The sequence below is a fragment of the Pseudomonas arsenicoxydans genome (assembly GCF_006438915.1).
Taxonomy (GTDB): domain Bacteria; phylum Pseudomonadota; class Gammaproteobacteria; order Pseudomonadales; family Pseudomonadaceae; genus Aquipseudomonas; species Aquipseudomonas arsenicoxydans_A.
On the sequence record NZ_RCZE01000008.1, the window covers coordinates 244,091 to 269,785 of the forward strand.

General features: G+C 59.5%; 23 protein-coding genes and 1 pseudogene. 14 read left to right on the top strand and 10 right to left on the bottom strand.

Annotation, left to right across the window (positions count from 1 at the left end; translation table 11 throughout):
- Positions 1-50: 50 nt before the first annotated feature.
- The 4 genes and pseudogenes from EAH78_RS18610 to EAH78_RS18625 all read right to left on the bottom strand — a co-directional run bounded on the left by EAH78_RS18610 (position 51) and on the right by EAH78_RS18625 (position 2,905).
- Complete coding sequence (locus EAH78_RS18610; protein ID WP_140668809.1) at positions 51-632, bottom strand: DinB family protein; 582 nt, start codon at positions 630-632, stop codon at positions 51-53.
- A gap of 18 nt (positions 633-650) precedes the next feature.
- Positions 651-1,769 (bottom strand): cell division protein ZapE, encoded by a 1,119-nt coding sequence (zapE, locus tag EAH78_RS18615; protein WP_140668810.1) that lies wholly within the window; start codon positions 1,767-1,769, stop codon positions 651-653.
- A 26-nt stretch (positions 1,770-1,795) separates the two neighbouring features.
- A complete protein-coding gene (locus EAH78_RS18620) occupies positions 1,796-2,137 on the bottom strand; it encodes a nuclear transport factor 2 family protein (RefSeq protein WP_140668811.1) in 342 nt (113 codons plus the stop codon).
- Positions 2,138-2,189: 52 nt separating this feature from the next.
- A pseudogene (locus EAH78_RS18625) lies at positions 2,190-2,905 on the bottom strand (helix-turn-helix transcriptional regulator).
- Positions 2,906-3,107: 202 nt separating this feature from the next.
- Between EAH78_RS18625 and EAH78_RS18630 the strand changes: the two are divergent.
- The gene (locus tag EAH78_RS18630) at positions 3,108-4,160 is read left to right on the top strand and encodes an aldo/keto reductase (RefSeq protein WP_140668812.1); all 1,053 of its coding nucleotides are present in this window, start codon (positions 3,108-3,110) and stop codon (positions 4,158-4,160) included.
- A gap of 114 nt (positions 4,161-4,274) precedes the next feature.
- On the opposite strand, the gene speB is transcribed toward EAH78_RS18630, so the two are convergent.
- Positions 4,275-5,234, bottom strand: coding sequence for an agmatinase (speB, locus tag EAH78_RS18635; RefSeq protein ID WP_140668813.1), 960 nt, complete (start codon positions 5,232-5,234; stop codon positions 4,275-4,277).
- A 17-nt stretch (positions 5,235-5,251) separates the two neighbouring features.
- A complete protein-coding gene (locus tag EAH78_RS18640) occupies positions 5,252-6,343 on the bottom strand; it encodes a polyamine ABC transporter substrate-binding protein (protein ID WP_140668814.1) in 1,092 nt (363 codons plus the stop codon).
- 101 nt (positions 6,344-6,444) lie between these two features.
- On the opposite strand from EAH78_RS18640, the gene EAH78_RS18645 reads away from it, so the two are divergent.
- From EAH78_RS18645 to EAH78_RS18655, 3 genes are all read left to right on the top strand, one after another.
- Positions 6,445-7,344, top strand: a complete 900-nt coding sequence (locus tag EAH78_RS18645) for a LysR family transcriptional regulator (protein ID WP_140668815.1) — start codon at positions 6,445-6,447, stop codon at positions 7,342-7,344.
- A gap of 225 nt (positions 7,345-7,569) precedes the next feature.
- Positions 7,570-9,045 (top strand): nucleobase:cation symporter-2 family protein, encoded by a 1,476-nt coding sequence (locus tag EAH78_RS18650; protein WP_140668816.1) that lies wholly within the window; start codon positions 7,570-7,572, stop codon positions 9,043-9,045.
- A gap of 55 nt (positions 9,046-9,100) precedes the next feature.
- Positions 9,101-9,589 (top strand): LEA type 2 family protein, encoded by a 489-nt coding sequence (locus tag EAH78_RS18655; protein WP_140668817.1) that lies wholly within the window; start codon positions 9,101-9,103, stop codon positions 9,587-9,589.
- Positions 9,590-9,697: 108 nt separating this feature from the next.
- On the opposite strand, the gene EAH78_RS18660 is transcribed toward EAH78_RS18655, so the two are convergent.
- Entirely contained in the window at positions 9,698-10,621 is a 924-nt protein-coding gene (locus tag EAH78_RS18660; RefSeq protein WP_140668818.1) for a carbon-nitrogen hydrolase family protein, read from the bottom strand.
- 51 nt (positions 10,622-10,672) lie between these two features.
- Complete coding sequence (locus EAH78_RS18665) at positions 10,673-10,858, bottom strand: hypothetical protein (protein ID WP_140668819.1); 186 nt, start codon at positions 10,856-10,858, stop codon at positions 10,673-10,675.
- Between the two features lie 59 nt (positions 10,859-10,917).
- On the opposite strand from EAH78_RS18665, the gene EAH78_RS18670 reads away from it, so the two are divergent.
- The 8 genes from EAH78_RS18670 to EAH78_RS18705 all read left to right on the top strand — a co-directional run bounded on the left by EAH78_RS18670 (position 10,918) and on the right by EAH78_RS18705 (position 20,550).
- Entirely contained in the window at positions 10,918-12,201 is a 1,284-nt protein-coding gene (locus EAH78_RS18670; protein ID WP_140668820.1) for an acyl-CoA dehydrogenase family protein, read from the top strand.
- 48 nt (positions 12,202-12,249) lie between these two features.
- Positions 12,250-13,383 (top strand): saccharopine dehydrogenase family protein, encoded by a 1,134-nt coding sequence (locus EAH78_RS18675; RefSeq protein ID WP_140668821.1) that lies wholly within the window; start codon positions 12,250-12,252, stop codon positions 13,381-13,383.
- 20 nt (positions 13,384-13,403) lie between these two features.
- Entirely contained in the window at positions 13,404-14,960 is a 1,557-nt protein-coding gene (locus EAH78_RS18680) for an AMP-binding protein (RefSeq protein ID WP_140668822.1), read from the top strand.
- A gap of 69 nt (positions 14,961-15,029) precedes the next feature.
- A complete protein-coding gene (locus EAH78_RS18685) occupies positions 15,030-16,268 on the top strand; it encodes a thiolase family protein (protein WP_140668823.1) in 1,239 nt (412 codons plus the stop codon).
- A 61-nt stretch (positions 16,269-16,329) separates the two neighbouring features.
- Complete coding sequence (locus tag EAH78_RS18690) at positions 16,330-17,124, top strand: SDR family NAD(P)-dependent oxidoreductase (RefSeq protein WP_140668824.1); 795 nt, start codon at positions 16,330-16,332, stop codon at positions 17,122-17,124.
- An 11-nt stretch (positions 17,125-17,135) separates the two neighbouring features.
- Positions 17,136-17,531, top strand: a complete 396-nt coding sequence (locus tag EAH78_RS18695) for a hypothetical protein (protein ID WP_140668825.1) — start codon at positions 17,136-17,138, stop codon at positions 17,529-17,531.
- Positions 17,532-17,629: 98 nt separating this feature from the next.
- Positions 17,630-18,106: a 2,4'-dihydroxyacetophenone dioxygenase family protein gene (locus tag EAH78_RS18700; RefSeq protein ID WP_140668826.1), complete on the top strand. Its 477-nt coding sequence runs from the start codon at positions 17,630-17,632 to the stop codon at positions 18,104-18,106.
- A gap of 80 nt (positions 18,107-18,186) precedes the next feature.
- The gene (locus tag EAH78_RS18705; protein ID WP_140668827.1) at positions 18,187-20,550 is read left to right on the top strand and encodes an arylsulfatase; all 2,364 of its coding nucleotides are present in this window, start codon (positions 18,187-18,189) and stop codon (positions 20,548-20,550) included.
- Positions 20,551-20,707: 157 nt separating this feature from the next.
- Here the strand turns inward: EAH78_RS18705 and EAH78_RS18710 are convergent, their stop codons facing one another.
- Entirely contained in the window at positions 20,708-21,577 is an 870-nt protein-coding gene (locus EAH78_RS18710) for a helix-turn-helix domain-containing protein (protein ID WP_140668828.1), read from the bottom strand.
- Between the two features lie 277 nt (positions 21,578-21,854).
- Positions 21,855-23,591, bottom strand: a complete 1,737-nt coding sequence (locus tag EAH78_RS18715; protein ID WP_140668829.1) for an N-acyl-D-amino-acid deacylase family protein — start codon at positions 23,589-23,591, stop codon at positions 21,855-21,857.
- A gap of 71 nt (positions 23,592-23,662) precedes the next feature.
- On the opposite strand from EAH78_RS18715, the gene EAH78_RS33045 reads away from it, so the two are divergent.
- Positions 23,663-23,794: a hypothetical protein gene (locus EAH78_RS33045; protein ID WP_275671729.1), complete on the top strand. Its 132-nt coding sequence runs from the start codon at positions 23,663-23,665 to the stop codon at positions 23,792-23,794.
- Positions 23,795-23,966: 172 nt separating this feature from the next.
- Positions 23,967-25,619 (top strand): GMC family oxidoreductase, encoded by a 1,653-nt coding sequence (locus tag EAH78_RS18720; protein ID WP_140668830.1) that lies wholly within the window; start codon positions 23,967-23,969, stop codon positions 25,617-25,619.
- Positions 25,620-25,695: the final 76 nt, after the last annotated feature.

Sequence of the window (25,695 nt, forward strand, 5' to 3'; positions counted from 1 at the left end):
AGTCGGAGGACATTAGCGTGAGTCGCCATCGCCGACAACCTGATCCTGCCTCAAACACCCCAGATCAGCGTCTCGGTCCAGCCCAGCTCGGCAAAATCCGCCGCACGCAAACCCGACTCGCCGGAGCAAAAAAACTCATCCAGTTGCGGCGGTGCCACCGAGGTGCCGCTGAGCATCGCATGGACCTGGCCGCGATGATGCAGTTGGTGTTCGAACAAGTGGGACAGTAGACGCAAACGGCTGTCATGTTGCGGCGTGTCCCGAGCGATGGTGACGATTCGCCCGAGGTCGGCATCGCGTAATTGCTCGCAATAAGCGATCAACCGATTGTCGACCAGCGATTGCTCGCGCTTGAGGTCAGCGCCAACGGTGAACCGCAGGTCGTCCTTGAAAAAAACGTAGCAGTCGGGGTGTGGATCATCACCGCGCAACTCGCGCTCCAGTGCGTCCACGTAAAACCAGTCGCAGGTCAGGATGTGATTGAGGGTGGCGACGAGGCTGGGGAAGAAGCTGACTCGCGAAGCCGCCAGCTCGGCCGGGGTCAACTGGCTCCAGGCTTTGGCGAGTCGATAATTAGCCCAGGCGTTTTGATAAGCCATGGTCAGCAAATGGTGAGACAGGGGCTGATTCATGTTCGCGGCTCCCGAAAATCAGGCTTCAGCAAAGCGTTGCAGCTGCATTTCCTTCAAACGGCTTAACGTGCGGCGAAACGGGAATTCCAGATAACCCTCGGTATACAAGGCCTCCATCGGCACCTGCGCTTCGAGGTACAGCGGCACTTTGCGGTCGTAGCACTCGTCCACCAGCGCGATGAACCGCCGCACGCCATCGTCGTGCACGGACAATTGCGGCAGTTCGCGGTCTCCTGCAACAACGTGCTCAGCGGCGTCTTCGGTGCCGCGGGCGATGCGTCCTTCGCGTTTTTGCGCGCTGAGGTTCGGCACTTCACTCAACAGAATAGCGCTGTAGGTGTCGCACAGGGCCATGAAGTCCATGGCCGAAAAAGGTTGCTCGCACAGGTCGGCATAACGGCACCACAGCACCCCGGCGCTGGCCTGCAGGACATTGACGTGACGGTAGCCGACCGTCACCGGGTCGCTGGACACGGACTGGCCCACGGTCAAGGCCTTGAACACGTCGCCCAGTGCGTCGGGATGCGCGTCATCGGTCACCCAGTAGCGCTGCAATGCAGTGCCCGGGTGCAGACGATGGTCTTCGCCGCCCTCCACCGCGATCACCTGCATATGCCGCTTGATCGCCTCAATCGCGGGCATAAAGCGGTCGCGATTGAAACCATCGGCGTAGAGCTGGTCCGGCGGCAGGTTGGAGGTACACACCACCACCACGCCTTGCTCGAACATCACTTGAAACAAGCGCCCGAGAATGATTGCGTCACCGATGTCATTGACGAACAACTCGTCGAAACACAGGACGCGCACTTCCTCGCTCAACTCCCGCGCCAACGCTTTCAAGGGGTCGGCGGTGCCGGTCAGTTGAAACGAGCGCTGGTGCACCCATCCCATGAAGTGGTGGAAATGCTGACGCCGGGCAGGCACGCGCAGGGTTTGATAGAACTGATCCATCAACCAGGTCTTGCCCCGCCCGACCGGTCCCCACAGGTAAACACCGGTAATCGGCGTTCGCCCTTCATGCAAGGCTTCGTGGCATTTTTGCAGTGCCCACACCGCGTGTTCCTGGGCTTCGTCCTGGACGAAGCCCTTGGTTTCAATGGCGTGTTGCCAGGCGCTTAACGGAGAGTCGACATTCATGCGCGGGAGTATGCCATGCCGTCGGGTCAGAGCGAGATGTCCAACCGGGCGATCTTGCCCTGTTCGTTGAGGCGGAACATGTAGCGCAGTTCCAGCGGGCTGCCGGGAAAGGTACCGGAGATCAGGTTGTGCACCAGCACCTTGCCAGTGCGCTGCTGAACATCCAGCACCTCGACCCGGGGCTGATAGCGCTGTGCGGTGTCTTCCATCCATTGGGCGATTTCGCGGGTGCCGATCTGGTGCTGGCCTTCATCGAACACGTTGGCATCCTCGGCGAAAAAACTGCCGACCCCGGAGGTGTCGCGGGCATTGGCAGCGGCAATGTAGGCGGCGATGGCGGGGGCCAGTGAAGAGGCGGGATTGGACATGGTTACGGCTCCTTGTTTATTGATTCTGCAACCATGCTAAGACAAGTCTGTGTCAATTCTTGTCAGGAGTGAAACGCCCCGCTTCATCCAGTTGCATCTGTTTGCGCCAGACCCGTAACAGGTCGCTGCGGCGCCCCTGTAACGCTCGCCGTGCTCATTGGCGGCGCAAATCCGGTCGGTGCGAAAGGTCCGGTAGGCACTGCGCAATTCGCACCAGGCGACAATGATCCGCACTTCATTGAGAAAACCCAACGCCAATGGCCAGATCAGCCGCTGGCTGGGCACCTTGTTGGCGTCGGCGTAGTCGATGTTCAGCTTGGACTGGTCGCGGATGGCTTGGCGAATCACGCTCAACGGCACCACATTTTCCGGATAGCCATAACCGGGCGGCCCCGGCAGCACTGTCGGGTTGCGCAACGCGTCCTGGGCTTCAGGGGCCAACACGGCGGCAATCTTGGCCAATGCGTTAGCCGCCGCTTTACTCAACACTTCGTCGCCGCGCTGATCGACGTAGCGCAACCCCAGCACGATGGCTTCGGTCTCGTCGGCATTGAGCATCAAGGGCGGCAGAAACAGACCGCTACGCAGTACGTAACCAACCCCCGCTTCGCCGAAGATCGGAGCGCCGAGCGCGGTGAGCTCGGCGATGTCGCGGTACAGCGTGCGCTCGGAAATTTCCAACTCACTGGCGAGCGTCGCAGCTGTCACCGGACGACTCTTGCCCCGCAGCACTTGTAACAACGTGAGTAAACGAGTGGTACGCGACACGATGGGCAGGCTCTTTCTGGAAAAGTCGTCGGAGCTTAGCAGAGGCCCCTGTCAGAAAGTGGCAGCAGAGAAAACGTCCGATGGTCACCTGATCGGCCTCTGCCGGTAAAGCACATTGACGACATAGATTACTGGCATCATATTTAATACATGTTGTTAGACATCTATATTTAATCCGGCGTCTTTTATCAGGAGTCACTCCATGCATTACAAAGTGTTCGGCCGCAAAACCGGCTTGCGGGTTTCGGAACTGGCGCTGGGCGCTGGCAATTTCGGCACGGGTTGGGGGCACGGCGCCGAGCGCGACGAAGCCAGGCGTATTTTCGATGGCTACCTGGAGGCCGGCGGCAACTTCATCGACACCGCCAACGGTTATCAGGCGGGTCAGTCGGAAGTCATGCTCAGCGAATTTATTGCGGCAGAGCGCGATCGCCTGGTCATCGCCACCAAGTACACCTTGGGGACGACGCCGTCCGCGAGCATTTCCCACACCGGTAACAACCGCAAAAACATGGTTCGTGCCGTGGAAGAAAGCCTGACCCGGCTCAAAACCGATCACCTGGACCTGTTTTGGGCGCACATGAGCGATGGCGTGACGCCTATGGAAGAAATCTTGCGCGGCTTCGATGATCTGGTACGCGCCGGCAAGATCCATTACGCAGGGCTGTCGAACTTCCCCGCGTGGCGCATCGCCCGCGCCGACGTGTTGGCCGAGGTGCGTGGTTTTTCGCCGATCGCAGCCATTCAGGTGGAATACAGCCTGGCGGAACGCACTGCCGAACGTGAACAACTTCCAATGGCTGAAGCCTTGGGCCTGGCCGCAACATTATGGTCACCATTGGGTGGTGGCTTTCTCACCGGTAAGTACCGCGCCAACGATGGCGACAATCGCGCGGCCAAACTCGGCATGTTGATTCATGCGGAAAAAGGCGCCCGGGAAACCGCCATTCTTGATACGTTGCTCGCCGTTGCAGCCGAACTCGAGGCGAGCGCGACGCACGTGGCCATTGCCTGGTTGCGGGCAAAAGCGCAGCGCTCTAGCACTGCGCTGATTCCGATTCTGGGCTCGCGCACCCGTGAACAATTGGATGCAACACTGGGCGCACTGAACGTGCAACTGAGCGCGGATCAGTTGTCGCGACTCGATGGCGCAAGCGATGTGGCCAAAGGTGTGCCGCACGAAACGCTTGCCGGCTCTTTTTCACGGTTTAGCGGTGACCGTACCCTCGACCTGCCCATCATCCCGGTGGCCTGACAGCGATCTAATGTGGGAGCGGGCTTGCTCGCGAAGGCGGTGTTTCAGTCAGCATTTGTACCGGCTGACACTCTGCCTTCGCGAGCAAGCCCGCTCCCACATCGGGTTGGTGTACTACCGGTCGACCTTGTGTCTGGCGGCATAGAGACACAGCATTTCCATCGCCAAGGTCGCTGCCGCCAGCGAGGTGATGTCCGCATGGTCATAGGCCGGTGCAACTTCCACCACGTCCATGCCCACCAGATTGATCCCGCGCAAACCACCCAGAATCTCCAGTGCCTGAACGGTACTCAAGCCGCCGCAAACCGGCGTCCCGGTACCAGGCGCAAAAGCAGGATCGAGGCAATCGATGTCGAACGTCAGGTACACCGGGTTATCCCCTACCCTCGCCCGGATCGCCTCGACAATCGCCTCGCAACCCTGGCGATGCACCTGGCGCGCATCCAGCACCTGGAACCCCTGGTGATCGTCATTGGTGGTGCGCAAACCGATCTGTACCGAACGCGACGGATCCACCAACCCTTCCTTCGCCGCGTGCCAGAACATGGTGCCGTGGTCGACCCGCTTGCCCTCTTCGTCCGGCCAGGTGTCGCTGTGGGCGTCGAAGTGGATCAACGACAACGCACCATGTTTGCGCGCATGGGCCTTGAGCAGCGGGTACGTAATGAAGTGATCGCCGCCGAACGTCAGCATCGCGCTACCGCTGTTCAGGATGTGCTCGGCGTGGGCTTCGATGCTTTCCGGCACCGTGTGCGGCGAGCCGTAATCGAAGTCGCAATCGCCGTAGTCGATGACAGCCAAGTGATCGAACGGGTCAAACGTCCACGGCCAGTGGCGCTCCCAGGCAATTCCGGTGGATGCGGCGCGAATCCCGCGTGGTCCAAACCGTGCGCCGGGGCGGTTGCTGGTGGCGGTGTCGAACGGGACACCGCTGACCGCGACGTCGACACCGCGCAGGTCGCGGCTGTAGCGACGGCGCATGAAACTGGTGATGCCGGCGTAGGTGCTTTCGGCGCAAGTCCCGTAGAGACTGTCGCGGGTCATGGCTTGATCGTTTTGCATCGGGACGTCCATGGTGATCTCCTTTTTAATTATTGGTGGCTACGGAAGGTGGTCCACAGGCGAGTGCGCAAACGCAGGTCCTTGAGACTCATGCTTTGGTCGGCATACAGGCGTATGCGCATATCGGACGGTGGGAAAATATCGGGGTCGGTGCGCACGGCTTCATCCACCAGCGGGGTGGCCGCCTGGTTGGCCGTGGCGAAGAACAGCGTATTGGTCAGCGCCGCGACGGACTCAGGACGCAACATGAACTCAATGAAAGCCCGGGCCTCTTCGGGGTGCGGCGCGTCTTTGGGAATCGCCAGATTGTCCTGCCAGACGATCGTGCCTTCCTTGGGAATCCGGTACGCCACCTCAAACGGCTTGTTGGCCTTGCGTGCCTGATCGGCGGCCACGCTCGCATCGCCGTTGTAGGTCAGCGCCAGGCACACGCTGCCATTGGCCAGGTCGCTGATCTGCCGGCCGGTGGCAACGTACAGCACATTGGGTTGCAACTGATGCAACAACGCCTCGGCGGCTGTCAGATCAGCCTTGTCGGTGCTGTAGGGATCTTTACCCAAGTAGTGCAGCGCCAGGCCGATGACTTCTTGCGGCGAATCGAGAATCGCGATGCCACAGTCTTTCAGCTTGCTGGCGTATTCCGGTTTGAACAGCAGGTCGAGGCTGTTGAGCGGCACATTCGGCAAACGCTTTTGCACCGCTTCCACGTTCATCCCCAAACCCAACGTGCCCCAGGTATACGGCACGCCGTAACGATTGCCGGGATCGACAACGGCCAGTTTTTCCAGCAGATCCGGATCCAGGTTGGCGTAACCCTTGAGCCCTTCGTGCGGGATTTCCTTCAGTGCACCGGCCGTAAGACCACGGGCCAACACGCTAGACGACGGCACCACCACGTCATACCCACTGCCGCCCGTCAGCAGTTTGGTTTCCAGCACTTCCGAAGAATCGAAGGTGTCGTAGCGCACGTGAATCCCGGTTTCCTTTTCGAAGGCCTGCAAGGTTTCAGGCGCCACGTAATCGGCCCAACTGTAGAGGTTGACGGTTTTTTCCTGCGCCTGGGCCGACACAGCCATGGCGAGCAATAACGCGGGGAAACACAGCTTGAACTTGAGAGCCATGACGAACACCTGACCAGAGGAAGTGGTTGCAGGTTGCGCGCTCGGTTACATTGGCGAAATATCAAGTTTGTTAACCTGACTTTATGACGGAGTAATGTTTGATGCTCGGGCAACTTCACGATCTCGACCTGCAACTGCTGCGCCTGTTTGTCCGCGTGGTCGAGTGCGGTGGCTTCAGCGCCGCCCAGGGTGAACTGGGCCTGAGCCAATCAAGCATCAGCCAGCAAATGGCCAAGCTGGAAACCCGGCTGGGTTATCGCCTGTGCAGTCGCGGCAAGGGTGGCTTCAAGATCACGCCCAAGGGTGAGCAACTGTTGACCGCGACGCGCGGACTGTTTGAATCCATCGAAGCGTTTCGGCATCAATCCAACGGCGTGGCGGGCAGATTGATCGGCGAAGTACGCATGGGACTGTCCGAAGCCCTTGATCAATCCGTGCTGCAACAGGTGGCGGACGCGATCCGGCGCTTTCGTGAGCGGGACGAGTCGGTGCGCATCGAGCTGATCAGTGCCATGCCCGGGGAAATGGAACGCTTGCTGCTGCAGCAACGACTGGACCTGGCCATCGGTTATTTCTCCCAGGTACAAAGCGCGTTTGACTATCGCGAGCTGTTCACCGAAACCCAGCACCTGTACTGCGCCCCCGGTCATCCATTGTTCACCGATGACGCGCCGAACGACGAAGCGCTGCAAGCCTGCGACCGGGTCGATCACCCTTACCGCTTCCTGCGCAGTGACGAGCCGTTTCAGGGCAAATTATGTTCGGCGCGCTCGGAACAGGTCGAAGGCACCCTCGCCTTTATTCTGTCTGGCAAGCATGTCGGTTATTTGCCCGATCACTTCGCCCGCAGCTGGGTAGACAAGGGATTGTTGCGCGCCGTGCGCGAGGGCGACATGAGTTTTGAAGTGGCATTCCACCTGGCGCGGCATCGCGCTCAGGTGCCGGGGGATGCGCAAAAGGCGTTTGAGCAGGACCTGCTTTCAGCCTTCACCTCAAAGTAAATGTGGCGAGGGGGCTTGCCCCCGTTGGGCGGCGTAGCCGTCGTAAGATCAGCATGCAAAGTAAGCCTGACGAAATGCAGGGGCCGCTTCGCATCCCAACGGGGGCAAGCCCCCTCGCCACAGGTCTGCGTACACGACCACTGTACCGTTTGCCCTCAGTGCCCACTGCTGGCATCCTGCGCCTCCATTTTCTGACCCGGCCCGCCGTTTGGCACGCAACCCACCATGACCGCCTCTGAAAAAGCCCCCGTCTTGCGCAACAACGACCTGATTTACGGCCTCAACGACCGTCCGCACCTGACCGCCACCGTCTTCGCCGCCTTGCAGCATGTACTGGCGAGTTTTGTCGGCATCATCACCCCGACCCTGATCATGGGCGGTGCCCTCGGCCTGCAAAACGAAATACCCTACCTGATCAGCATGGCGTTGTTCGTTTCGGGCCTGGGCACCTTTGTTCAAGCCCGGCGCTTTGGCCCGGTCGGCTCTGGCTTACTGTGTCTGCAAGGCACCAGTTTTTCGTTCATCAGTGTGATTCTCAGCGCCGGGTTCATGGTCAAGGCGCGGGGCGGCGGAACCGATGAAATCCTCTCGACGATCTTTGGCGTGTGCTTTTTTGCGGCGTTCATTGAAGTCGCGTTGAGCCAGTTCATCGGCAAACTGCGGATGCTGATCACCCCGGTGGTGACTGGCACGATCATCACATTGATGGGCTTGTCGCTGATCAAAGTGGCCATGACTGACATTGCCGGCGGCTTCGGTGCAGCAGACCTCGGCGCGGCCAGTCATTTGGCGCTGGCCGCCCTGGTGCTCGGCACCATTGTGCTGTTGAACCGGGTCGATGTGCCGTTTCTGCGCCTCGGCGCTATCGTGATCGGCCTGACCTTGGGTTATGTCGTGGCCTGGCTGATGGGCGACGTCAATTTCGCCAGCCTGCCCGATGTGCCGCTGATGAGTGTGCCGGTGCCGTTCAAGTACGGCTTCAACTTCGATTGGGTCGCGTTTGTGCCGATCGCGGTGATTTTCCTCGTATCGCCGCTGGAGGCCGCCGGTGATCTGACTGCCAACTCGATGATTTCCCGGCAACCGGTGAAAGGCCCGATCTACATTCGCCGGATCAAATCCGGCCTGCTCGCCGACGGCCTCAACTCTGCCATGGCTGCCGTATTCAATAGCATGCCGATGGTCACGTTTGCGCAGAACAACGGCGTGATCCAGCTCACTGGTGTGGCCAGTCGTTACGTGGCGTTCTTCATTGCCGGTTTGCTGGTGCTGCTGGGGTTGTTCCCGATGATCGGCGCGGTGCTGCAACTGATGCCAAAACCGGTACTCGGCGGCGCCGAACTGGTGATGTTCGGCACCGTGGCGGTGGCCGGGATCAAGATCCTCGCCGAAGCCGGCCTGCATCGACGCAACATGCTGATCGTGGCGATCTCCCTCGGCCTGGGCCTGGGCGTAGCGGCGGTGCCTGAGGTGTTGCGCGAGCTGCCGTTGGCGCTGCACAACATTTTTGAATCGCCGATTACCGTCGGGGCGTTGTGCGCTATCGTGCTGAACATCTTCCTGCCCGAGGAGTTCATGGCGCTGGAAGAAGACGATTTCGATCCGGAAGCCTCGATCCTGCAGGTCATGGAAAACCCCGATGTGCCGGCCAAGGCTGAACCCGCAACGCCTGGGGCTGTCGCACAGTTGAACCGTCCGTAAGGCTCAAGGGCTGAGCCTTGAGCGGTTCAGCCCTTTTCTTTTCGAGAGTCTTTTCATGCGCAGCGTCCACGCCGTCCTGCTTTCTCTGCTTTTACTGTCGTTGAGCGCCTGCGCCCTGTTCCCGAATCGCGACCCGTTGAACATCAATGTGGTCGGCATCGAACCGCTGCAAAGCCAGGGCATGGAAATTCGTTTTGCGGTGAAAATCCGCGTGCAGAACCCCAATGAAAGCCCCATCGACTACAACGGCGTAGCGCTGGACCTGGAGGTCAATGGACAGCCGCTGGCTTCGGGCATGAGCGATCAGTCGGGGTCGATTGCGCGCTTCTCTGAAACGGTGCTGACAGTGCCGGTCAGCGTTTCGGCGTTTTCGGTGCTGCGCCAAACCCTCGGACTGAGTCAGGCGCAATCGCTCAATGATTTGCCGTACGTGCTGCGCGGCAAATTGGCGGGCGGATTGTTTGGCACGATGCGGTTCACGGATACCGGCAAACTGAGCCTGCCGGGAACGATCGCAGTCCCCCGGCAAACCCCGCAATCTTGATCACCACAAATCCAATGTGGGAGCGGGCTTGCTCGCGAAAGCGGTGGATCAGTCAATACTCTGCTGAATGATGAACCGTATTCGCGAGCAAGCCCGCTCCCACATTTGTTATGCGATGAATCGGACACCGGGTTTGGCGCGTTCATCCACCGTCAGCTCAAACACATCCGGCCGCGCATAGTGCCCGACCACGTCGTAGTCATATCGCGCGCGAATCAAATCGTCCGTGTCGATTTCAGCCGTCAGCAAACCCGCGCCGTCGCGCAACGGCCCGGCCAGAATGTCACCCATCGGCCCGACAATCACACTCCCCCCCGCAATCAGCTGCCGATCCGCCGGCCAGTTGGCAATCTCCACGCCCAACGCCTGCGGTGACTCCTGAACCTGGCAGGCGCTGACCACAAAGCAGCGTCCTTCGTGGGCGATATGGCGCATGGTGACTTGCCACATCTCGCGCTCATCCACCGTCGGCGCGCACCACACCTCAATACCTTTGGCGTACATCGCCGTGCGCAGCAGCGGCATCATGTTTTCCCAGCAAATCACCGCGCCAATCCGCCCGATCTGGCTGTCGATCACCGGCAACGTCGAGCCATCGCCCTTGCCCCAGATCAACCGCTCGGTGCCGGTGGGCATCAGTTTGCGGTGCTTGGCAATCAGCCCGGCCTGCGGGTCGAAATACAGTGCCGTGCAATGCAGCGAACTGCCCGCGCGTTCGATCACACCAATCACCAGATTGGCCCCGGTACGTGCCGACAACCCGGCCAGGGCTTCAGTCTCGGCGCCCGGCACGTCGATGGCATTGGCGAAATACCGGGCAAACGCTTCACGCCCTTCCGGCAGGCGATAACCCAGCTGCGTACCAAACCCTTCGCCCTTGGGGTAACCGCCGAGCAACGCTTCGGGCATCACCACCAATTGCGCCCCGGATTCGGTAAGGGCGTTTTCCCAGGACAGGATCTGTTCCAGGGTGTCGGCTTTGCCTCCGGGCAAGGCGCCGATTTGCAGCGCGGCAACGATTGACTTGGGCATCGCAGTGACTCCATTGGCATCAGGTATTGCTCATTCTCCGGCGCCGCAGGGTCATGAATAAAGCCCGATTCGCTGCTGAATGATATGAGCACGATGAATATCACCACCATCGACTTCAACCTGCTCAACGTCTTCAAAGCGCTGCCTGAAGAGCCCGCAACGATCCGGATGCAACATTTCTCGCGCTCTCTTCTCCCCCTCTTCAATGGGGGGGTTTAAACGATCAAACCACGTCATTTTCCTACCCCAGAAAACAGATGCATCTGAATGCCAATAACAGGCGCAGGGGTATGACAATGATCAAGTTGCACGACACCTTACAGCTGCCGGATGTAGGACTGACCGGCTTTGAAACGCCGCTTAACGAAGTGGAGCGCGCCGTCCAGCATTCCGTGCACCAATTCGCCAAAAACGTTCTGCGTCCGATCGGCCAGGAGCTCGATAAAATGAGCGCCGAGGATGTTTGCGCCCCTGGCTCGCCGTTCTGGACGGTCTATCAGGAAGCCTCGAAGCTGGGACTTACCCCTGATTTCTTTTCCCAGTTCGAGCCCGACGTCGCGATTCGGCTGGAATCGCTGATTGGCGAAGAGATGGGATGGGGCGATGCTGGCCTGGGGGTCTCGTTGGGCGCTGCAGGTTTTCCTTTGCAGATGGCGATGTCAGTTGGCAACCAGGAACTGGTGGAGCTGTGCACCGGCAAGATCGGTTGCTGGATGATTACCCATCCGGACAAGGGCAGCGACATCATGGTCTACGACATGAAACGCGAATGGCCCAAGGATCAAGCCGGCAACAAGGGCAATCTCAGCGCCAGGGTCACAAAGGACAACATCGTCCTTAATGGCCAGTGTTCAGCCTGGGTATCGAACGGTGCCGTAGCGCAGGTCGGTCTGGCTTACATCGCCGCCGATTACGGTGACGGTTATTTCGATGCCGACGGTCGGCCCCACGGCTTGGCGGTCATTATCCCCCTTGACCTGCCCGGCATTTCCCGTGGCAAACCGCTGGACAAGATTGGCCAGCGCTCACTGCCCCAGGGCGAGATTTACTTCGACAACGTCACCGTACCGCGCCGTTTTGCGGTCGCAGAAAAAGACCAGTACTACGGCAATCAATCGTCGGCGTGGTCCTACGCCGGCACGCACATGTCGCAGGTTTTCACCGGTGTCGCCCGCTCGGCTTTTGAGCTGGCCTTGCAGTATTGCCACGAGCGCAAACAGGGCGGCCAGTTACTGATTGACCATCAGCTGACCCGCTATCGCCTGGGCGACATGATGCGCCGTGTCGAGTTGTCACGCAGTGTCGCGCGGCGCTCGCTGGCCTACGCCCGCCTCTCCCCGCATACCCATCCATACGCCACTGCTTCGGCCAAAGTGACCGTCACCGAAGAATGCATGAAGGTCGTCAGCGAAGCCCTGCAACTGTTCGGCGGCGCGGGCACTTCCCGTGAATACCCGATTGAAAAGCTGTTCCGCGATGCCCGCTCGGCGTTGATCGAGGACGGCGAGAACTACGTCATCACCATGCGTGTTGGCCTGCTGTGCCAACAACTTTATGCCGAAGGCTGGTCGCAGCACTGACCTCGACACCCCATCCAGCAATACTCCAAAAACAAGAGAGCTCACGAAATGGCTAAATACCCTGTAGTAGTTTACGGCGCCAGCGGCTACACCGGCATGCTGACCATGGACTGGTTGATTGACCAGAACATCCCGTTCACCGCCGTCGCTCGCAATGCCAAGCGCGCGCAAGAAATGATGGCGCAACGCGTGGTTCGTCTGGAATCGGCCACCTACGAAATCATCGAAGCCGACCATACCGTTGAAGCACTCACCCACGCCTTCAAAGGCGCCAAGGTCGTTTGCAACACCGTCGGCCCGTTCGTCCACTTCGGTCTGACCACCGTTGAAGCAGCACTCAAGGCGGGTTGCCATCACCTCGACACCACCGGGGAACAGGGCTACATGCGCCAGGTCCGTGAGCAGTTCGGCGAGCTGTATGCGCAGGCCGGTCTGGTGGTATCACCCTCGCTGTCCTACATGTACACCTACGCTGAAATCGCCGCCGAACTGGCCCTGGAACACCCGGGCATCGACGCGCTGGAAACCTCGACACTCTGCCGTGGCCCGCGTGGCGGCGCAGCCGGTGTCACCGTCGGTTCGACCGCATCGATTTTCGAGCTGTTTCGCTCAGAACAATGCTACCTGTGGGAGAAAAAGCTTGTACCGCACGCGATGGGCACTTCCTTCAACATCGCCTCGCCTGACTTCTTGAGCCCGGTCTTCGCCTTGCCATGGGGCGGCACCTCGTTGCCGGTGTATTTCGAGAATGATCCCCGGGTGCGTTCCTGCGTTTCCTGCGTCGGCTTCTACGACAACGACGTCATGAAAATGGTGCATGCCGTGGGCCAGAAGTGGGAGTCAGAGTACAAGTTCCTGCCACCCGAACAGCAGGACGCCGTCATCCAGCAATTGGTCCAGTCGACTACTCCGACCATGCCGCCGCGCGAGCGCACCACCATTACACGCATGGTCGATACCGCCATCGGCCGCGGCCAGCTGTCTGCCGTGCGGGCCACCGTGCACGGCACTACCGCTTACATCGCCACCGGCGCCTTGCAGACTGCAGCGGCGATCAAACTGATCGATGGCGACACCAACAAGGTCGGTTTCGTCTCCGGCTCCAAAGCCTTTGGTCATCGCTACCTGCTGGGCTTCCTTGAAGAACGTGGTCTGGCCCGCGCCACCGTTACCCAGCTCTGACCTGCAACTCAGGAACTGACATGGCAATTATCGATTTTTATGATCGCGGTTGGCGCATTGATCCCAGCGCCATCGCCTACATCCAGGGCGAGCGTTCCTTTACGTTTAATGAAATCGGCGAACTGTCCTGCCGCATCGCCAACGCGCTGCTCGCACTGGACTTGCCGAAGGGAACCAAAGGCGCGATCTGGGCTGGCAATGACGTGACGGCCTGGACCTGTACCCTGGGGCTGTGGCGCGCGAACATGACCTGGATTCCGGTCAACGGGCGCAATGCCGTTCAGGAGAACACCGACATTCTCGACGCGTTCGATTGTGACGTGATGTTCTACCAGCACGAATTCGCAGCAGCGATGGCCGACATCCGGCCTTCCCTGCCGAAGATCAAGCACTGGATCTGCATCGACGCCACCGACGGCGATACACCGTCGCTGGACACCTGGACCGCAGGCCAGCCGTCGACACGCCCGGAAGTCGCCTATGACATGGACGACGTGGTCATGCTGTCGCCCACCGGCGGCACCACCGGCAAGCCCAAAGGCGTGATGAATACGCATCGCAGTGCGCAAACCTTCATTGCGCACTTCATGCTCGCCTGTGCTTATCGCGACGGGCTTAAACCGGTGAATATGGCCGCCGCGCCAATGACCCACACCGCAGGTCTGCTGGCAGTGCCCTGCACCGCTCAAGGTGGCACGGTAGTCGTGCTTCCAAAACCAGATCCCGCGTTGATGCTGACATCCATTGCACAACACAAGGTCAGCGAATTCTTTCTGCCGCCGACGGTGATTTACAAGCTGCTGGAAATCCCCGGCATCGAAAAGGTCGACTTCTCCTCGGTGAAATACCTGCTGTACGGCGCCGCGCCGATGTCAGTCGAAAAGCTGAAAAAGGCCATTGAAATCTTCGGTCCGATCATGGCCGGTGGTTATGGTCAGACCGAGGCCCCCGCGAGCATCGCCAACCTGCGCCCGGACGAGCATCTGGTAAACGGTGAACTGGCCAGTGACAGCCGTCTGTCCTCGGTCGGCCGCCCCAACCCGCTGATTCGGGTCGAAATGATGAACGATGCAGGGCAGATTCTGGCCCGGGGCGAAACCGGTGAAATCTGCGTGCAGGGCGATCTGGTCATGAAGGGCTATTACAAACAGCCGGAAGTGACCGCGCAGACCATCGTCGATGGTTGGCTGCACACCGGCGACATCGGCCATATCGACGCTGAAGGCTACCTGCACCTGACCGACCGCAAGAAGGACATGATCATCACCGGCGGCTTCAACGTCTATCCGAGTGAAGTCGAGCAAGTCTTGTGGAGCCACCCGGCTGTACAGGACTGCGCCGTGATCGGCGTGCCCGACGAGAAATGGGGCGAGGCGGTCAAGGCCGTGGTTGAACTCAACCCCGGGCATACCGTTACGTCGCAGGAACTCATCGATCTGTGCAAATCCCGGCTGGGTGGCGTCATGGCACCCAAAACCGTGGACTTCGTTGACAGTTTGCCACGCAGCCCGGTGGGCAAGGTTCTGAAGAAAGACCTGCGTGCCCGCTACTGGGACGGCGCGCAACGCCAGATCTGATTCACCGCCCCTCGCCCCCACCATCGTAAAACGGCGCCGCAGTCATGCGGCGTCCGTCAGGAGAGTTGCATGAGCACAATCTACATTGCCGGCATCGCGATGACAGTTTTCGGCCGTCATCTGGAGCGCAGCCTCGACGACCTCGCGCGCGAAGCGCTGGAAGGCGCACTGAAAGACGCCAACTGCAGCCGCCAGGACTTGGGCATCGCCTTTTATGCCGGCATGACCAACGGCCCGCTGCAAGGCCAGATTTCCATACCGGGCCAGGTCGTGTTCAGCAAGATCGGCATTGAGGGCATTGCGGTCTACAACGTGGAAAACGCCTGCGCCTCTGGAAGCTCGGCGTTCAACCTGGCCGTGCAAAGCCTCCAGGCTGGCACGACCGATGTCGCTCTGGCGCTGGGCGCCGAAAAAATGAACATTCCCGACAAAGCGAAGGCCTTCCAGATTTTTGAGGGTGGATGGGACGTGTCTCGCGTCGAAGAGAACTACCAAACGCTGGTGAACATGGGCGAAGGTGTCGATATTCCCGAAGGTTCGGAGTCGGACAAACCCTACAGCAGGTTCATGGCAATCTATGCCGCCATGTGCCGCTATCACATGAAAACCTACGGCACCACACAACGGCAGATCGCGGCGGTCTCGGCCAAGAACCATACCCATTCGGTGCACAACGCGTTTTCGCAGTTTCGCAAGCCGTTCACCATCGAAGAGATCCTCGCAGCACCGCCGATCACCTACCCGATCACCCTGCCGATGTGTGCACCGCTTTCGGATGGCGCTGCAGCCGCAATCCTCTGCACCGAGGAAGGCCTCAAGCGTATCGGCGCGGATCGCAGTCGCTGCATCAAGGTGGCGGCCAGCGTGATCCGCAGTTTCAGCCATCGTCGCCTCGATCAGCCAGAGCTGAACATCTCGCGACGTGCAGCCGACCACGCTTATGAACTCGCAGGGCTGAGCCCGGAAGATATCGATGTCGCCGAAGTGCATGACGCCTCGGCGATGGGCGAAATCATCCAGGTCGAAAACCTGCGACTGGCCGAACCCGGCATGGGCGGGCCGTGCGCCGAACGCGGTGATTTCACGCTCGGTGGCCGAATCCCGGTCAACACGTCGGGCGGTCTCGAATCCAAGGGACATCCCATCAGCGCTACCGGCATCGGTCAACTTTGCGAGCTGGTCATTCAATTGCGCGGTGAGGCCGGCAAACGCCAGGTCGAAGGCGCGCGCCACGGCATTCAGGAAAACGGTGGCGGATTGCAGGGCATCGAAGAAGCCGCTGTCGCCATTCACATTCTCAGTAAGTAACCCTCCAGTCCTGGTGATGGGCGGTGGCGGGTGAAACATCAAAATAACAAGGATAAAAGACATGTTTCAAAACAAAGTAGTGGTCATTACCGGTGCAGGTTCCGGCATTGGCCGGGAACTGGCGATTCAACTGGCAGAAGCCGGTGCGCGCCTGGCGCTTTCCGACATTAATCGCGTGGGTCTCGACGAAACCCTGCGGCGCCTGCCCGCCGGTAGCAACGTCAACAGCTATCTACTGGACGTGGCGTCATGGGACGCCTTTCAAGCCCACGCTGACGAGGTCAAACGCGATTTCGGCACTGTGCATTTCGTCATCAACAACGCAGGCGCCACCGTTGTCGGCACGGTAGCCAACACGTCGATCGAAGAGTACGAGTGGCAACTCGGCATCAACCTGTGGGGCGTGCTCTACGGCACCAAGGCGTTTTTGCCGATGATGCTGGAGCAACGCGAAGGTTGCGTCGTCAACATCTCCAGCATTTTCGGAATGCTGGGTTATCCGATGCAGAGTGCCTACAACATGTCGAAATTTGCCATTCGCGGCCTGACCGAATGCCTGTGGTCGGAACTCGAGAACACCGGCGTACGCGCGGTGTGTGTTCACCCCGGCGGCATCAAGACCAACATCGAAAAAGCCAGCCGGCGCTGCAAGGCAGGCGGCCCAGAAGAAGAAAAGTTCGCGGCCCTCGCCGCCGGCATGCTGCTGACCCCTGCTGAGGAGTGTGCCGCCGACATCATCAAAGGCCTGCGCAAAGGCTCGAAACGCATTTTGACCGGGAACAAGTCGAGAACCGTGTTCTGGGTGAGTCGACTGTTCCCGAACAGTTATCCAAAACTGCTCAAACTGATGGCTTGAGGAATCGAATCATGCAAACCAAATACACCAATGGGCTGTTCAAGTCCGCCGCTTGCTTCAACGTACTCGCCGGCCTGCCAATGCTGATAGCCCTGCGTCCGGTTGCCGATCTGATGGGACTGGAGATCACGCCGACGTCTGCCCTGTTCATTCAAATCACCATGGGACTGGTGGTTATGTTTGGTTGGGCGTACTGGATGGTCAGCCGCGATCCGGTTCGTTTCAGGCCCTACATCGTGCTCGGGCTGCTCCTGAAAATCATGGTAGCCATCCTCATAGGTGGGCACTGGCTGGCGGGCAGCATCCCTCTGCAACTGCCGGCCCTGGCATCGGGTGACATCCTCTTTGCGGTGTTGTTCTGGCGTTACTTGAGCGGCAGCCGACTGGCTGCGGCACAGCGCTGCTGATCATCCCCCCTCGCCAATGGGGGGGTGGTAAATGCGCAGGCGATACAGGATGCCTCTGAACACCGTGAACCCTCTCACCCCACAAGAGAACAACAAAAATGTTTTATGAAAACATCGATACCGCCTCGATCGACGCCGATGACTTGCCGTGGGTCCCCTTCACGCCTTACAGCGATGAAGTCTTCATCAAATACCTGAAGTGCGACCCGATTCGCGGCGAGACCATCACCCTGCTCAAGGCTCCGGCGGGCGTTCCTCTGGCCAAGCATCATCATTCCGGCACGGTCGTCGTCTACACCATCAAGGGCGCCTGGAAATACCTGGAACACGATTGGATTTCGAAACAGGGCGGCGTGGTTTTCGAAACCGCCGGCACCAGTCATACCCCGATCGGGTTGACTGAATATGGCGATGAAATCATCACCCTGAACATTACGGTGGGTGACCTGCTGTATTTCGACGACAACAACAACCTTGTCGCCATCGAAAACTGGAAATCCAGTGTCGAGCGTTATCTGGCGTTCTGCAAAGCCAATGATATCGAGCCTAAAGACATCACCAGCTTTTCGGTCTGATCAGCCTCCCAGTGTCGCAGGCGCCCGGTTTCGACCGGGCGGCTGTGTTGTTGCAATTACAAGAAAAAACGGAGACATCCATGTCCCAGAAGCTGCAACCCGCCGGGCGGTTCACATTAAAACTCTGCGCGCTGCTGGCCAGCTCGGTCGCCTCTGCACAAGACTCGCTGCCCTTCCCGCCGACGCCTTCGGCCAGTGACGCCCAACCGACGCTGCAAGCATCGAAGCATCAAAAACGCCAGCAACAATCTCACTTGCCGGCCGACGCGCCGAATATCCTGGTGATCATGCTCGATGATGCCGGCTTCGCGCAGTCCGACACCGTCGGCGGTGCGATCCATACGCCGACCCTGAGCCGGGTTGCCGACAGCGGCGTGCGTTACAACGCCTTTCATACTGCCGCGATCAGCTCCGCCACCCGGGCCGCGTTGTTGACCGGACGCAATCACCATCGCGTCGGCAACGGCGTGATTGCCGAACTGGCCACCGATTGGGATGGCTACACCGGCAAGATTCCGAAAAGCTCGGCGACCATGGCCGAAGTGCTCAAGCAATACGGCTACAGCACCGCTGCGTTCGGCAAATGGCATAACACCCCGCCGATGGAAACGACGGCTGCGGGCCCATTCGATAGCTGGCCGACCGCCTACGGCTTCGAACATTTCTACGGTTTCCTGGCCGGCGAAACCTCGCAGTACGAGCCGCGCCTGTACCGCGACACCACGCCAATCGAGCCGCCACGCGACCCGAAATATCACCTCAGTGAGGACTTGGCGAATCAGGCCGTGAACTGGCTGCAGGATCAAAAAACCTACGCGCCGGACAAACCGTTTTTCATGTACTGGACGCCGGGTGCCGTACACGGCCCACACCAGGTGAACGCGCAGTGGGCAGACAAATACAAAGGCAAGTTTGACGGTGGCTGGGATGCTTATCGCGCACAGACATTCGAGCGCCAGAAAGCCTTGGGCTTTATCCCGCAGGACGCCGTCCTCACGCCGCGCCCGGCGGAAATGCCCGCCTGGGACAGCTTGTCGGCTGAGCAGAAACAATATCAGGCACGCTTGATGGAAGTGTATGCCGGGTTCCTGGAACACGCCGACACTCAGGCCGGCAAGATCCTCGACGAGCTGGAGCGTGAAGGGAAGCGCGACAATACGCTGATCTTCTATGTCTTCAGCGATAACGGTGCGTCTGCCGAAGGCATGGAAGGCACGATCAATGAGTTGCTGGCTCAGAACGGAATCCCGGTTCCCAAAGAACAGCAGTTGAAAGTCCTTGATGAAATGTACGGCGGCCTGTCGGCGCTCGGCGGCCCCAAACTTGAAAGCATGTACAACTCGGCTTGGGCCTGGGCAGGTTCGGGGCCGTTTGTCGGCACCAAACTGGTCGCCGGCTACTTCGGTGGCACGCGCACGCCACTGGCCGTTTCCTGGCCGAAGCAGATCAAGGCAGACGCCAAGGTTCGCGGGCAATTCCATCATGTTAACGACATTGCCCCGACCGTCTACGACGTGCTGTCGATCACGCCGCCCAAAGAGGTCAACGGTATCGCTCAAGACCCAATTGACGGTGTGAGCATGCGCTACACCTTCAATGACGCTCAGGTGAAATCGAAAAAACCGGCTCAATACTTCGAAGTGTTCGGCAGCCGTGGCGTTTACAAGGACGGCTGGATGGCTTCGGTGTTCGGCCCGCGCAAACCTTGGGTACAAGGTTTTGCCCAGTTCATGGGATGGAATCCTGAGAAGGATCAATGGTCGCTGTTTAACCTGCAGGATGACTACTCCCAGGCCAAAGACGTCGCCGCGGCCAACCCGGAAAAACTGGCTGAGCTGAAAGCGGAATTCGACGTGCAGGCCAAGGCCAACCACGTTTACCCGATTGGCGCGGGTCTGTACCCGTTCCTCAATCCGGCCGCACGGATAGCCACCACGCAGCACGAGTGGCACTTCAGCGATCGCATCAAGCGCTTCCCTGAGTTCGCCGCACCGAACCTGCGTAGCCAGAACAGCAAAGTAGTCGTCGACGCCGAAGTTCCAGCCGGCGCCAGTGGCGTGCTGTATGCGTTGGGCGGTATTGGTGGTGGGGTCAGCTTGTATATGGATGACGGCTTCCTGGTTTACGAATACAACGACCTGGCAATTGCTCGCGTCAAACTCCGGTCCACCGAACGAGTACCCGCCGGCAAAGTCAGCATCGAAGTACTCACCACGATGTCGTCAGCCAAACTCGGTGCACCCGCCAACTTGAGCTTGCTGCTTAATGGGAAGGAAGTTGCCAAAGGCGTGACGCCGTTTACGCCGTCCCTGACCTTCACCGCGAGCGAGACCTTCGACGTGGCTGAAGACCTCGGCTCCCCGGTCACCCTGGATTATTTTGACCGTGCACCATTCGCCTTCAACGGCAAGGTCAATGATGTACACGTGACCTACCTGCCTTGACTTTGCTACAGAGTCCCGGGCCGAGCAGGAGCGTGTTCAAATGCCCCTGCCCCGCCACTTAGAGCGGGCTCTGAAAGGCTGCACCACTCCAGAAAGCCCGCCCCGTGCGGGTTTTCTGGTTTCCGTGACTCGCAAAATGGCGTTTAACCGACTGCCTTCATGCTCGTCCCCTGTTGTCCCCGGCCTGGGCTCGATACTGAGCCGGCGTAGTTGCATGTGCCGTCTTGAATGCAGCCGTCAGGTGGCTCTGGGTACAGAAGCCACATTCCAGAGCTATGTGCAGAATCGGCAGATCGGTTTGTATAAGTAAATTACGTGCATGTTCCAGCCGCGCATTCATCACGTAACGATGGGGTGGCAGGCCCATGGCGCGCTGAAACAGCCGGCGAAAATGCGCCGGACTGACCCCGGCCTGTTCCGCCAGCTGGTTGATCGACAGTTCTTGCGCCAGATGCTCGCGGATGTAGGCCAGCACCGCCTGCAGACGCGCCAGGTGCATATGAGGCGGATGAATGCCGCTGCTGGTATCAGCACGCAGCGCCCGGCCCACCTGCTCGAGCATGACCGTGGCCAACCTTGCCATGAAGCCCTGATCGGCCTTTGCCCGCAGGTTTAGCTCGTCCATCAGTTGCCGCGCAGCGGCGCTCACCAAGGCATCACTGAAAGGCAACGGAGCCTGGGCGCCAACGCAGAGTTCACGCAAGCTCTGAAAAACCCCGTCAGTTCGTTCAGGGAGGTAAAACACCGCGAAATCGACACTGCCGGAGTAATGCCAATGGGTTGCGCAACCGGCGGGCATCAATAGCGAGACGCAAGGCAGCGATGTCGAGCGCAGCTCCCCTTTCATGCTCTCTTGTACCCGCGAACCACCCAACTGGGTGAGCAACGTCATAACACCAATCGGTGGAACGGCATGATCGGTCGCATGCAGGAAGTAGCGCTCGGCATACAAAGGCATTTCACGGCACAGCATGCCGCCAACCATCGGCAACCCCATTGCCTCGTGGACTTGTTGTTGCGGACTCATCGGTATCTCCATCGCAGCCATGTTCAAGCCCCGTGCAAACACCAAGCAGGCCGTTGCATCTTCAGTCGAGGAAGCGCGATGGTCAATTTACATGACAACCGGCATTTGCCCGCCGTTGGTTGAGGCGGCCTTTGAAACGCCGCTGACTGAAGAAGAATCCGCCATTTAGCAGCCCGTGCATCCGACTGCAAAAAATGCCCTGCGAGCCATCACCCAAGAACTCGACAAAAAGAGCATGGCCGACGTTTTGTCCCCCTTGGCCAAATCGAACCTACTCTCAGAGTGCTACGCCATCGCTCTTCTGCGGGCCACGTACCAGTCGTCCTGGCAATGCACCTGTAGCCTCTCCTTCCCGATAGATCGGGACTCCTGACACAATGGTGGCGACATATCCACGCGCGCCCTGCAGCAACCGCTTGCCGCCAGCCGGCAGGTCGAAGTGCATTTGCGGCTGGTCCAGCGCCAACCGATCCATATCGATGACGTTGAGGTCCGCCTTCATGCCGGGTGCGATCACCCCTCGATCAAACAGCCCGACAGCACGTGCCGTGTCGCTCGTCTGGCGCTTGACCAGCCAGGACAAGGTGAACTTTCCACTCTTACGGTCCCGCCCCCAATGTGTCAGCAGATAGCTCGGGAAGCTGGCATCGCAAACGACGCCCACGTGTGCTCCGCCGTCGCCCAGTCCCATCACCGTGTTCGGGTCGGCAATCATCTCGCCGCAGGCATCAAGATTGAAATCCGCGTAGTTCGCAAACGGCGCGTACAGGAAACTGCGGCCTTCATCCTCCAACAACATGTCGTACGCCAACTCCGCAGGCTTGCGGCCCTGTCTGGCCGCTTGCGCCGCCACCGACGTATCGCGGTCCGGCTCATAGTTTGCCGGGTTACCAAGCGGGAAAATCATCTCGAACGTCGTCAGATGCCGCGCCAAACCACTCGCTGGCGGCAGCTCTATTTCTTCCAGTAACCGCTGTCGAAGATCACTCTCCTTCAGCAGTGCAACGCGCTGCGCCAGGGATTCCTGGGCAATTGCCATGTAGCTGGCGCACTCAAAGAATGGATTGAGGCTTGCCTGAAGACCGAGCAGAGTGCCAATCGGACGCGGTGCCACTTGCGCGAGCATAGGCAGCCCCGCCTCGACCGCATCGGCGGTCAGTGCAAGCAACTGGCGCCACGCTTCCTTCTTGTGTGTCTGCTGCGCCAGGGAAAATGACATTGGCCTACCCGACCGCTCGACGATGCGACGCATCATCGCGAACTCCGTTTCAAGGTCGGGTGCATCAAAATCGGTGATCAGGGCAATGACACCACGCCCCGCATCCTTCAGGCCCATCGCGATGCCCATCAGCTCCTCTTCAGCGGCGCGCAGCGAAGGGGTCGGATCGCCATTGAGAGTCCGATGGTTGATTGTGCGCGACGTCGAAAAGCCGATGGCTCCCGCGTGCATGGCCTCTTTCGCCAGTAGGCGCATCTGCGCGATATCCTCGGCAGTCGCCGCTTCAAGGCGGGTGGCACGCTCGCCCATCACGTACACGCGCAGGGCACCGTGAGGCAGCTGAGCGCAAATGTCGATGTCATGCGGTCGCCTTTCCAAGGCAGCAAGGAACTGGCCAAAACTTTCCCATTCCCAGTCAAGCCCCTCATGCAACACGGCTCCGGGAATGTCTTCCACCCCCTCCATAAGCTCGATCAGGCGCTCGCGGTCCTGCGTGCGCACCGGCGCGAATCCGACGCCGCAGTTGCCCATGACGACAGTCGTGACACCATTCCAGCTCGATGAAGCCAGCCGCGAATCCCACATCGCCTGACCATCGTAATAGGTGTGAATATCCACAAAGCCTGGTGTCACCACCAAGCCACGCGCATCGATCTCTTCCTTTGCCGAACCAGATACCTTGCCCACTTCGACAATCCGGCCATCCAGCACCGCGATATCGGCTTCGAACAACGGATTACCCAAACCGTCCGCCACCATGCCTGCGCGAATCACCAGATCAAATACCTTCACCATCGCTCACCTCAAATCAGAAAGTTGCACAGTGCAGGTAGAGCTGGGCTCCCCCCGCTGTATGGAGGTTGGACATGGATGCAATGATTGTTCTTCCAGGTATCGACAACTCACATGGAAAGCGCACATTTTTGTCGAAATATGCTCATGCCGAGATGTCGCCTATCCGCTTTCAATCCCGACTTTCCTATCCGAAGATCGCTTGAAAACTTCCCCACAGACATACCACGTCAAATCCTTGATAGAAGTAACCTGACCGATCCCATCGCTGTTCGGCCACCCCGAATCCGTGACCGACGAATGGATCAGATTGACCTGTGCTCCCTGCCTCTTTTGATGACAATGCAAATTTTCTGCTTCGAACAAAGAGAACAAATCATGAAGGAGAACGTCATGTTCGATTACATCGTGATAGGCGGCGGTGCTGCCGGCTGCGTGGTCGCCAGCCGGTTGTCGGAAGATGCGGACATTTCAGTCTGCCTGCTCGAGGCAGGCGGCCCCGATAGCAATCCACTGGTGCATATACCCGCCGGATTTGCGGCCATGGTGCCGACTTCGATCAACAACTGGCAGTACCAGACCGTGCCTCAGGCTGGACTCAATGACCGCATCGGCTATCAACCACGGGGCAAGACCCTGGGTGGTAGTTCGTCGATCAATGCCATGGCTTACCATCGCGGCCACCCCGGTGATTTCGACCACTGGGCGGCACTGGGCAACCCGGGATGGAGTTATCAAGAGGTGCTGCCGTTCTTCAAGCGCGCCGAGCATAACGAGAACTTCAAAGACGCCTTGCACGGGCAAAATGGCCCGCTCAATGTTCGCTTCCATTCCTCACCCAACCCCTTTGGCGAGACGTTCGTCGAGGCGGGCCGGCAAGCTGGTTACCCGGCCTGCCCGGATCAGAATGGCGCTCCCATGGAAGGCTTCGGTCGCGCGCAAGTGATGCAGAAAGACGGGCAACGTTGCAGCGCGGCAAAGGCTTACCTCACGCCCAATCGGGCACGCAAGAACCTGCACATCGAAACCCATGCCCATGCCACGCGAATCCTCTTCGAGGGCAAGCGTGCGGTAGGTGTCGAATTCGTGCAGAACGGGGTAAAGCGTGAGCTGCGCGCCCGCTGCGAACTGATCTTGAGTTCCGGGGCCTTCAACTCCCCGCAACTGTTGTTGTTGTCGGGTGTAGGTCCTCTTGCCCAGCTGCTGAAATTTGACATCCCCGTCGTTCACGAACTGCCAGGCGTGGGTAAAAATCTGGTGGACCACATCGACTATGTGCATTCGTATCGGGTCAAGTCCCGCAAGCTGCTGGGGCTGTCGCTGCCCGGTTTCTGGGATGTCTTGAAAGCGGGGATCAGCTACTGGCGCAAACGCACGGGCCCTCTGACCAGCAACTTTGCCGAGGCCTGCGCCTTCGTCAAGACTTCGCCGGAACTGGCCCAGCCAGATATCGAGCTGGCGCTGACCATCGCCATGTTCGCCAACCATGGCCGCACCCTGTATCGCGGCCACGGTTTGAGCGTACATGCGTGCCTGTTACACCCCAAAAGTGTCGGCCAGTTGACCCTGGCCAGCGCCGACCCGCTGGTTGCACCGCTAATCGATCCGGCGTTCCTGAGCCATCCGGACGATGTCGCGACCATGGTCGAGGGCTACAAGGTCATCCGCAAGGTCATGCAGACTCCGGCTTTCCAGGCGTTCAAGCCACGCGATGTGCTGGATACGCCAATGCAGACCGACGCGCAGATCGAGCAGGTCATCCGCAACCGCGCGGATACTCTTTATCACCCGGTAGGAACCTGCAAGATGGGCGCAGATGCCATGGCCGTGGTGGATGCCCGACTGAAGGTGCACGGCTTGGAAGGTCTGCGGGTGGCCGATGCGTCGATCATGCCGACTATTATCGGATGCAGCACCACGGCAGCCACCGTGATGATCGGCGAAAAGGCGGCTGAGTTTATTCGCCAGGACCGCGCAGCACCTGCATCAAAGGCCAGTCATGAGGCCAATGCACTGGATCACCCAGCGTAACCCGCTTGCGCTCACCGCCATCATCGATGGCGGTGCCGACCGGATGATCCTGCTCCTGTTCGCACCGGGGAAAAGT

Coding starts and splice junctions, on each gene's coding strand:
- EAH78_RS18715 (WP_140668829.1), bottom strand. CDS start 23,591: ATGGTGAAGGTATTTGATCTGGTGATTCGCGCAGGCATGGTGGCGGAC.
- EAH78_RS18685 (WP_140668823.1), top strand. CDS start 15,030: ATGAGCACAATCTACATTGCCGGCATCGCGATGACAGTTTTCGGCCGT.
- EAH78_RS18665 (WP_140668819.1), bottom strand. CDS start 10,858: ATGACGTGGTTTGATCGTTTAAACCCCCCCATTGAAGAGGGGGAGAAG.
- EAH78_RS18670 (WP_140668820.1), top strand. CDS start 10,918: ATGATCAAGTTGCACGACACCTTACAGCTGCCGGATGTAGGACTGACC.
- EAH78_RS18660 (WP_140668818.1), bottom strand. CDS start 10,621: ATGCCCAAGTCAATCGTTGCCGCGCTGCAAATCGGCGCCTTGCCCGGA.
- EAH78_RS18640 (WP_140668814.1), bottom strand. CDS start 6,343: ATGGCTCTCAAGTTCAAGCTGTGTTTCCCCGCGTTATTGCTCGCCATG.
- EAH78_RS18650 (WP_140668816.1), top strand. CDS start 7,570: ATGACCGCCTCTGAAAAAGCCCCCGTCTTGCGCAACAACGACCTGATT.
- EAH78_RS18705 (WP_140668827.1), top strand. CDS start 18,187: ATGTCCCAGAAGCTGCAACCCGCCGGGCGGTTCACATTAAAACTCTGC.
- EAH78_RS18695 (WP_140668825.1), top strand. CDS start 17,136: ATGCAAACCAAATACACCAATGGGCTGTTCAAGTCCGCCGCTTGCTTC.
- EAH78_RS18700 (WP_140668826.1), top strand. CDS start 17,630: ATGTTTTATGAAAACATCGATACCGCCTCGATCGACGCCGATGACTTG.
- EAH78_RS18630 (WP_140668812.1), top strand. CDS start 3,108: ATGCATTACAAAGTGTTCGGCCGCAAAACCGGCTTGCGGGTTTCGGAA.
- EAH78_RS18655 (WP_140668817.1), top strand. CDS start 9,101: ATGCGCAGCGTCCACGCCGTCCTGCTTTCTCTGCTTTTACTGTCGTTG.
- EAH78_RS18610 (WP_140668809.1), bottom strand. CDS start 632: ATGAATCAGCCCCTGTCTCACCATTTGCTGACCATGGCTTATCAAAAC.
- EAH78_RS18620 (WP_140668811.1), bottom strand. CDS start 2,137: ATGTCCAATCCCGCCTCTTCACTGGCCCCCGCCATCGCCGCCTACATT.
- EAH78_RS18645 (WP_140668815.1), top strand. CDS start 6,445: ATGCTCGGGCAACTTCACGATCTCGACCTGCAACTGCTGCGCCTGTTT.
- speB (WP_140668813.1), bottom strand. CDS start 5,234: ATGGACGTCCCGATGCAAAACGATCAAGCCATGACCCGCGACAGTCTC.
- EAH78_RS18690 (WP_140668824.1), top strand. CDS start 16,330: ATGTTTCAAAACAAAGTAGTGGTCATTACCGGTGCAGGTTCCGGCATT.
- EAH78_RS18710 (WP_140668828.1), bottom strand. CDS start 21,577: ATGAGTCCGCAACAACAAGTCCACGAGGCAATGGGGTTGCCGATGGTT.
- zapE (WP_140668810.1), bottom strand. CDS start 1,769: ATGAATGTCGACTCTCCGTTAAGCGCCTGGCAACACGCCATTGAAACC.
- EAH78_RS18720 (WP_140668830.1), top strand. CDS start 23,967: ATGAAGGAGAACGTCATGTTCGATTACATCGTGATAGGCGGCGGTGCT.
- EAH78_RS33045 (WP_275671729.1), top strand. CDS start 23,663: ATGGATGCAATGATTGTTCTTCCAGGTATCGACAACTCACATGGAAAG.
- EAH78_RS18675 (WP_140668821.1), top strand. CDS start 12,250: ATGGCTAAATACCCTGTAGTAGTTTACGGCGCCAGCGGCTACACCGGC.
- EAH78_RS18680 (WP_140668822.1), top strand. CDS start 13,404: ATGGCAATTATCGATTTTTATGATCGCGGTTGGCGCATTGATCCCAGC.